Source organism: Thermomonospora echinospora, from assembly GCF_900108175.1.
Lineage (GTDB): Bacteria > Actinomycetota > Actinomycetes > Streptosporangiales > Streptosporangiaceae > Thermomonospora > Thermomonospora echinospora.
In genome coordinates this window covers 23,800-31,554 of record NZ_FNVO01000043.1, presented here as the reverse complement: position 1 = coordinate 31,554, position 7,755 = coordinate 23,800, and the positions used below count along the sequence as shown (strand labels likewise).

Below are 7,755 nucleotides of genomic sequence, written 5' to 3'. Positions count from 1 at the left end.
CCGCCCGCCTGCACGCCCTGCCGGCCCTGTACCCGGCCGCCGCCGCGGGCCTGGTCGTGCTCGCCGACATCGGCTACCTGGGCGCCGGAATCGGCATCCGCACCCCACGCCGCCCGCATCCGGACATCCCCAGCCCCCTGGACGCCGACACCCGCACCTACAACCGGCTGCTCCGCGCCACCCGCGCCCTCGGCGAACGCGCCGCCGCCGAACTGAAACAGCGCTGGCGCGCCCTGCGCCACGTCACCCTCAGCCCCGGCCGCATCGGCGCCATCACCCAGGCCGCCCTCGTCCTCAACAACGCCTGGCGGTGACTTTCGCTGAGAAAACCTCAGTGGATTTACTCTGCTTCATAATAGGCCGATTGGGGATGGCAGCCTTGTATCCAGCGCTCTAGGATCGGCCGTTCGGTGTCATGGTCGCGAAGGTCCGTCCCCGCCTTGAGGTGAAGGGTGGCCACGTTACGGTTGAGGCTTTGATCGACAAACGTGTCGTGGGCGGCCTCGTACACGCCGTAGCTGTTGATGTCATAGGCCGACATGCGGGCGGCGCGTCCAAAGACGATGGCCGGTTCCAGGTCTGCGAAGAAGATCCAGGTCTGCGGAAACCCTCTGGTGCCAGCGAAGCCGACCGCATAGCCTCGGACGATGGTGCGGCTGTCGCTGCGGCAGTCCCGAGGTAGGTCCTCGACCACATGGACGTGGTCGTAGTGGGGCTGACGCATACCGGTGGACATCGATCGCCGACAGTCCGGACAGTCCGCGATCGGCGAAGGGGGGGTCATGGCGTTCACGCCACGGGTATCCTGGGCAGGTGCGTGCGTTGTCCGGCCACGCCCTGCCCTACGGGGTGACGGGTGGTTCGAGGTGGGACCATCCGGATGGGTGGACATATCGTAAAGCCTGGCCAGGACCGCACGACAGTCGCCAGCAGCGTTGTGCTCGCCGCCCAAGCGTTGCCAAGTGAAATTCCCCCAGTGGCTGGACCAGTCACCCCACCATGCCGCGTACTGCTCCATCGCACATTCCCAGGCGCGAGGGCGGCGCATCCATGCTTGGGTGGCTGGATGGGCCTTCCGCAGAGAGTCCGGGGCATCGGCCAGGTCAGTCCGCCGGTGGTGACGGTCCAGCTCTCGCCGAAGAACGTCCTTATCGAACTCCCGGTTGTAGATGACCACGCGACGACCGTCGAGGGCCTCGGTGAGCCTGTCAGCGATATCCGTGAACGTGGGCGCGTCGGCTACATCGGCGTCAGTGATGCCGTGGATATCCGTGGCACCGGCGGAAATGGGTGTTTCCGGGTTGAGCAGGGTGTCCAGTAGGAGGGTCCCGTCAACGGCCATCACAGCGATCTGAACCGCATAGGCGTTGACCAAGTTCGTCGTCTCGGTGTCCAGGATGACCGTGTCCGGGTCGGCAAGGACGGTAGCTGCCCACTCTGAGGCGGTGCGGGTGCTGCCCAATATCCCTCCAATGGAAGCCCATAGGTTCCTCTTCCGATGCCTACGGTAGAGGATGGCCAGCGGGGAGAGCATGGGGAAGTCGTTCATGCGTTCTACCCGCCAGGTCGCCGAAGTGGTGGACGGGCCTGACGGCCAGCGTCGAGTAAGGCGGGTGAGAACGGCGAGCTGACGTGAGAGCCGGAAGGTTTCCAGGTGCTGACAGCGCCGGATCACGTCGGCGTGGGCCGCCGTGCCGGCGATATGGGCAAGCCACCGATCTTAGCCGCCGCTTCGGTTCCGTTCGTGATGATCAGTTCAGGGGGCACGACCAGTTCGGCCGAGCACAGGTACGCCGGGGTCAGCGAAAGACATCCTGACAGGGCGGCTGCGAAGACCCGCTGGGTGGACTGGCCGCGGGCGGCATACCTGTCGGGTGCCAGCAGGTCGTGTGCGGCCACCGTCCCTCGACGAGGTGGGGCACGGCCGCGCCGGCCCAGGGCGAAGAAGGCGTCGAGCGGCGTCGCGGTCGTACTGGTTGCCAACGTAGACGAGCGGGATGCCGCGGACGCCCGCGGCCAACTCGTCGGCGTTGACGCCGTCCAGGATTCCGTCGGCGATCGGGAGCGGCAGGCCGACCGCGCCGGGTGAGGGGGGCAGGGCGGGTTCACAAATCGTGGCCGGTTTCGTGCAGGTCCCGATTGGGCTGTAGGAAGGCGATCTGGTGGCCGAGGCCGCGCAGTCCGTCGATGAGGGTGCGGCGGTGGCTGCGTCCTTCGTCGGGGTGTCGGTGATGCCTGGGCCGAGGAAGCCCCAGAAGCTGTAGCCGCTCCTCATGACTTGGTCACCCACCAGTTCTCCAGCAGCAGCGCGTCCAGTCCGAAGGCGGTAAGGCAGTCCAGGGTCGCGTCGGGAGTGCCGCAGATGGGTTGCCCTTGACGTTCAGGGATGCATTGATCAGTACCGGCACTCCTGTGATCTCGGCGAACGCGGTGAGCGCTTCGGCCAGGAACGGGTTCTACGCGCATGTCGCGGTCTGGAAGCGGGCGGTGCCGTTGACGTGGACGATGGAGAGGGTCGCGCATCCGGCCAGGTCCGTCACGCCGTCGGCGATCGACATGGACGGGGGGCCGGCCGAGGGCGAAGTAGTCGGCCGGCTTGTCGGCCCGGACGACCGAGGCGAACGGGCGGAACGACTCGCGGAATTTCACCTCCCGGTTGAGCCGGTCGACGACGTCCCCACGCAAGGGTAAGGCGAGGATCGACCGGTTGCTCAGGGCCCGTGGGCTGGCTTCCAAGCGACCCCTGGAAGAGACCGACGATCTTCCTGTTCGTCGGCCCGGCATGCCAGGAAGCAGATGGGTTCAGCGATCCGGACGGCGGTCAACCCGGGCCGAGAACGTCTGGGCAGCGTGATGTCGGGATAGGCGGGGCCAAGGTAGCACCGCCCGCTGATCTCCTCGGGGGGCAGGCCTACCGCGTCGAAGTGAGCCGGGCGCCGTTCCGGAGTCGTCCGGTGCCAGCGGCACGAAGACCTCCTCGAATCCAGCCTGCTCGACGATCCCGCCGATGGACGCGCAGTTCATCGCCGCTCCCCCGCCGATGCACAGCGTGCGCGCCCCGGTGAGCAGACCGGCCCGGCGGACCAGGTGAAGCATCACCTGCTCGGTGCGTTACCGGGCCGGATCGCCGTAGGCGGCCAGCGCCATATCACCATTCCCTCCTCATCACCATGGCGCCATCCCAGATGCTGGCTGACCGCGCCATAGGCGTAGCCGAGAGAGGCGGGATCGGCGATGGTCTGCACCGTGCGGTGGTCCAGCCCCGAGCCGGTGAGCCGGGCGTGGGCGTTCGAAGGCGTCCGGTCTCTTCGCTCATCACTACATGCGCCTGATCACGGTCTCGGCCGATGATCGGATCATGAGCGACACCCTCCGGCCGTGGTCGGCGGTTGGCGTGACAAACGTCTTCACCGGCGAGTCTCCGGTTCTCCCGCTGCCGGAGTCGTCTCCGGAGCGCCGGAACGACATACCGACGGGCGCGAGGCCCTCCCGTACCGTCGACAGCTTCACGCTCCATCTTCGATGGCACGGGCGGCCCTCACCACCTACGGCAAGGCCGATCAGCCCCTCGGTGGTCCTGGGATCTTCATGGTCGTCGAGGTCGGCCGGCGAGCGGTCCCCGATGACCGCGCCAGGCGCCGCTCGATCGCATCAAGACGTGTGGCCGGCCCGCGTCAGGATCTCCTCCGCCCACATGGGAGGACCGGCCTTGGCCTCTCGCCACGGCGCCACTGAACGAATGGGTCCCTTAGAGGGATCGACGTCGGCGACTCTGGCCATGCGGATTCCATGCAGCTCCGAGAACAGCTGCACCGCCAGGATTCGCCGGTAGGCACCGCCTGGACGCCCGATGAGCGCCGAACCTCCGAGGAGCACCGCCTCCGGCTTGAGCGTCACGGCCTTGGCGATCAGCTGTTCCGCCTGCTCGACGAACGGCACTCCGGAGTCGTTGACGAAGGCGATGACACCACCGCCCTCGTAGACGTCGACGCCCTCGGGATGAGCCACCGACCCGGTGCCGCCGGCCACCACGACCAACCGTTCAGGGACCTCGGCCGCGTTCACCGCCTTGTCCCGCACGTCCGCGCAGACGCGATCCATGACCTCCAGCAGCTGCTCACGCGACCTCATGGCGACAAGGCTACGCACCGATCATCGGTCTCCGTCACAGGTCGGCGCTGCGCGGAAACGGTCCGCCAGAGGCTGGCCGCAGGGCTGCGTGGCCCCTCCGGAAAGCTTCTCGCTCCGCGCATGCGCAACCCGACTAGGCGGTCAGCGCCCCATAGCCACAAGGGCCACCTGCTTGGCTTCATTACGGCTTGTGCCGCATTGGTCACTCCTAGACCTCAAGAGACCTCCCCGCCTACTGCATTGACGCATTGGCCCGCACGGACGACGAGGCCACCACCTCGAGAGCGTTGCGGCGGAGAGCGCTGTCCGGAAGGACCTGGAAGCGGTGGTTCAGCGGACTGCCGTCTTCGCCTGCTCGGTAGCCGCGGATCTTCCCGTCCGGACGGCGGCTCGGGTCAGGGATCAGCTGAATCAGCCCGTAAGCGGCCAGCTCCCGGTGTCGCTCGTAGGTGTCCCTTCGTATGCCATATACGCCTTCCCTCACAGCCTCGGCCGCGTAGACGCCCTTGAGGTCGTGCTCCCTCGGGTACTTGAGCTTCAGGTGACGCAGCATCAGATACACGGCCGTCTCGGCGGGCGACAGCACATGCACCCAACCCTTCGTGAAGAAGTCGACGGGCAGGGCGATCCTGGGCTCGTTACGGTCTGGAACCGTGTACATGACGGGAGTCACACGAGTCGACTCGGCACTCTCGTGGAGCAGCCTGAAGCCCTGACAACGGTTCCTTGCACGGGGACGTTCCGGCAGGACGACCAGGTCGACCTTCTCGAGTGCGGTGAGGGCGGTCTTGAGCTGGCGCTCGACTTTGCTCTGGTCGATCAGCGCTTCGCGCATCTCGGGGAGCACCAGGTTCGACCAAGCGACCTCCCCAGGACGTGAGGGAACGAGCGGCCGTTTGTTCGCCAGGACCGCTGACCCGCCTGTGCGACTGCACTGCGCTTCGAACAGTGCCAAAAGGTAAACCTGCCATGCGATCCCGCGTGGCCGAATCAACCTCGAAAGAGGCGCAGTCCTGCCGTTGGGATCTCCGACGATGAAGCAGGTACGAATCTCGATGGAACGCCGCTTCAGTCGGCCAGCTTGCCACACATGAGCACACGAGTCAATTGCCACCTCAAAGACCTCCGAGCTGGCGCGCAGGCGTTCGCCCCGCTCCTTCCGTCGCGCGGCATCACGCACGTCCATGCTCACCCCTCCCCTCGCGCACCGATTGGCCCGCATGAGCGACCTGGGGTTTCACTCCCCCTACAGTAACTACCTTTATGCGGGCCAATACGCGAACAGCTATGGAACCGATATCTCGCACTCCTTGCACCCCCTGGAGGCAGATGCCCCAAGTAGTGCTACCGTACCTGGAACGGCAGCTGTCGTTCCAGCGGAATCGGAAATCCAGATGTCGACCGAAAATCGGACAGTCGGCACCTGAGCAGGCCATCGAGGGAGGTTTTACCGAACAAAAGACATCGGCAAATCCGCCGACGATTTCCAACACCAGGCATGCCTCGATGTTCGATTCAGCATGTCCAAAATCAGGAACTCAATCACCTGGAAGGAGGTGAGCGAGAGGATGGCGAACTTCATGATCAACTTTGAAGGCGGTGACCACGGACGCCACGCGTGCAGATGGCGGGCCCGCCTGGCCCTCCACTGGAAGCGGTCTGCCAACGGCCTGCGGGCCCGCCTGACCTGGAACTTCACCAGGTTCTGGGGACGCTCCTGAGCAGTCGCGGAGCGCCCCCGTTCGTCCGCCTCGGTGCGGATGATCGGAAGGCTGCTGGCACAGCCTCCGGCTGTCGCACCGAGGCGGCGGACTCTCAATACTGACGTGAGTAGGCTCCTGCTGTCATCTCGCCCCGTGGGGCGTCGTTGCGGAGAGCACCGGACCGAAGAAGCCGAGGTCTTGATCGTCGGGAGTACCGACGAGAAGAGCGCGGTCGAGGAGCGTGTTGAACTCCTCGCAGCTGGTCTCGGGTAGCAGGACGCACGCGTGGCAGGCGGCGTGATTGAGGTTGTCCACGCCGCCCGCCGGCGACTCGATGCACAGCGGGTCCGACGAGCACCATGAGATGCGGTCGAGCGCACGGCGGATGGAACCGCCCAGGTCGCCGGACTCCACTTGGGCGACGATTCCGCCCAGACTGCCCGCCGAGTCGCTGGTCGCGGTGTAGATGAGGATCCCCGCCATCTTCTCGGACACGTAGAGACGTTCCCGGAGTGCGGCGGCGGGGTAGCCGCAGTCGAGACTCCACTCATTGATGATCGCGTGGGACAGGGTGTGCACCAGCATGAGCCGGGGGGTGATCCCTCGATCCGGCCTTGCACCCTGCTGTTCGAAACGCCGCCGGTAAGAGGCGTCGACGAGGGCGGTGCGGCCGATGACGGACGACCGGCTCTCCCACTGCTCAAGCCGCTGGGTGTCAAGGCGGAGGAAGACCCCTTCGCCGATCACTTCGATGGCCGGCAACCAGTCGGGCCGGTCGTCTCCCGAGAAGAGCGGAGCCCGTCGCTTCTTGTCGTCCGCCGGGCTCGGAGCGGCGAGGCGGGTGAAGCTCTGAAGGACTCGAACCTCCCGCAGCCTCTTGACCCGCATGACCTGGTCGATGGCCAATGACGGATCGACCTCGCCCTCGGGAGCGGGCACACAGACGAAGTCCTGCCTGCGGGATTTCTCGACGGTCGTCTTGGTGAGAGCCTCGTACTCCTCTGCCTTGAGATCGACCTCGGAGTCGTCGTCGAGACCCTGCTCGATCCGCCGGCGCCTTTCGACGGCCTGAACGATCTCGTCGACCGTGTACGGCGTCCCCTCGGCCAACTCCATGTCCTCGACCAGCTCGCGGAGCGCCTTGACCTTGCCGAGGCTCTTCCAGTGCTTGGCGATCAGCTTCTGAACGCCCTCAGACCAAGGCGGGATCGAGATGGCCGATCGCACGTCGGAGAACCAGACGCCAGAGGCGCCTCGTTGCATGGCACGCGGCATCTGACCACAGGTCTCCGAAGAGGCGCTACCCAGCCAGGGCCTCGTCCCAGGACAGCTGGTGATCCCCTTCAGTGCGGCCTTGCTGAGGGCCCCCTCCATGGAGACCCTTTTGCCGCAGCTGCACGAGATGATGATGTCGCGGAGCGCAGCGCTGCGGCCCGATGCCTCGATCTTCATGTCATGGGGGTCCTCGCTCGCACCGGTCGGAGCGGAGCCTTTGTGAACCCAGTTGAAGTACGGGAAGTCATCGATGTGCCCGTTGGCGCAACAGATCACGAAGCGAGAGGGCACGAGTTCACGGTCGCACCGTTTGCACTTGGCCGGGCTTCGCCTGACACCGAAGGCTCCGGCCTTGGCCAGACGGTTGCAACCGGGACACGACTGGTAGAGGGGAAACCGCACGACGGGGACGTCTCCACGGCGTTCGTTGTCCGAAGCCGGAGGGAGCCGGAAGCCCCGTACGCCGAGTTGACGCTGAAGTCGGGGTTCATGGACCAGTTGTTCTCCGCGGTCCTCCGGATCGGGCCACCTGTCGATCCCCGCGATCATGAACGACTCACTGTTGACCGCGACAATGGAGCCGACGCCGTACGTGGTGATCAGTTGGGCTCGTCGGACTCCGCCGATGGGCCTGCCGGTGCTCACA

Annotated in this window: 7 protein-coding genes and 1 pseudogene; 2 read left to right on the top strand and 6 right to left on the bottom strand. The window is 65.9% G+C overall.

What is annotated here, in order from left to right; translation table 11 throughout:
* Positions 1–314: transposase family protein (locus C4U03_RS38740; RefSeq protein ID WP_146087697.1), on the top strand; the 314-nt coding region annotated here is incomplete at its 5' end.
* A gap of 26 nt (positions 315–340) precedes the next feature.
* Here C4U03_RS38740 and C4U03_RS38735 read toward each other — a convergent pair.
* The 5 genes and pseudogenes from C4U03_RS38735 to C4U03_RS40235 form a co-directional block, all read right to left on the bottom strand.
* A complete protein-coding gene (locus C4U03_RS38735) occupies positions 341–1,549 on the bottom strand; it encodes a 3'-5' exonuclease (RefSeq protein ID WP_103944784.1) in 1,209 nt (402 codons plus the stop codon).
* Positions 1,550–2,637: 1,088 nt separating this feature from the next.
* Positions 2,638–2,784: pseudogene (locus C4U03_RS43120) on the bottom strand (carbamoyltransferase C-terminal domain-containing protein); the annotation flags it as partial.
* A gap of 18 nt (positions 2,785–2,802) precedes the next feature.
* The gene (locus C4U03_RS43115; protein ID WP_200827771.1) at positions 2,803–3,096 is read right to left on the bottom strand and encodes a carbamoyltransferase N-terminal domain-containing protein; all 294 of its coding nucleotides are present in this window, start codon (positions 3,094–3,096) and stop codon (positions 2,803–2,805) included.
* Positions 3,097–3,651: 555 nt separating this feature from the next.
* Positions 3,652–4,131, bottom strand: coding sequence for a hypothetical protein (locus C4U03_RS38715; RefSeq protein ID WP_103944781.1), 480 nt, complete (start codon positions 4,129–4,131; stop codon positions 3,652–3,654).
* A 232-nt stretch (positions 4,132–4,363) separates the two neighbouring features.
* On the bottom strand, positions 4,364–5,317 hold the full coding sequence (locus tag C4U03_RS40235; protein WP_146087696.1) for a hypothetical protein: 954 nt from the start codon (positions 5,315–5,317) through the stop codon (positions 4,364–4,366).
* A gap of 370 nt (positions 5,318–5,687) precedes the next feature.
* Between C4U03_RS40235 and C4U03_RS40880 the strand changes: the two genes are divergently transcribed.
* Entirely contained in the window at positions 5,688–5,852 is a 165-nt protein-coding gene (locus C4U03_RS40880; protein WP_160147249.1) for a hypothetical protein, read from the top strand.
* Between the two features lie 123 nt (positions 5,853–5,975).
* On the opposite strand, the gene drmB is transcribed toward C4U03_RS40880, so the two are convergent.
* On the bottom strand, positions 5,976–7,754 hold the full coding sequence (gene drmB, locus C4U03_RS38705) for a DUF1998 domain-containing protein (protein ID WP_235018393.1): 1,779 nt from the start codon (positions 7,752–7,754) through the stop codon (positions 5,976–5,978).
* Position 7,755 lies beyond the last annotated feature (1 nt).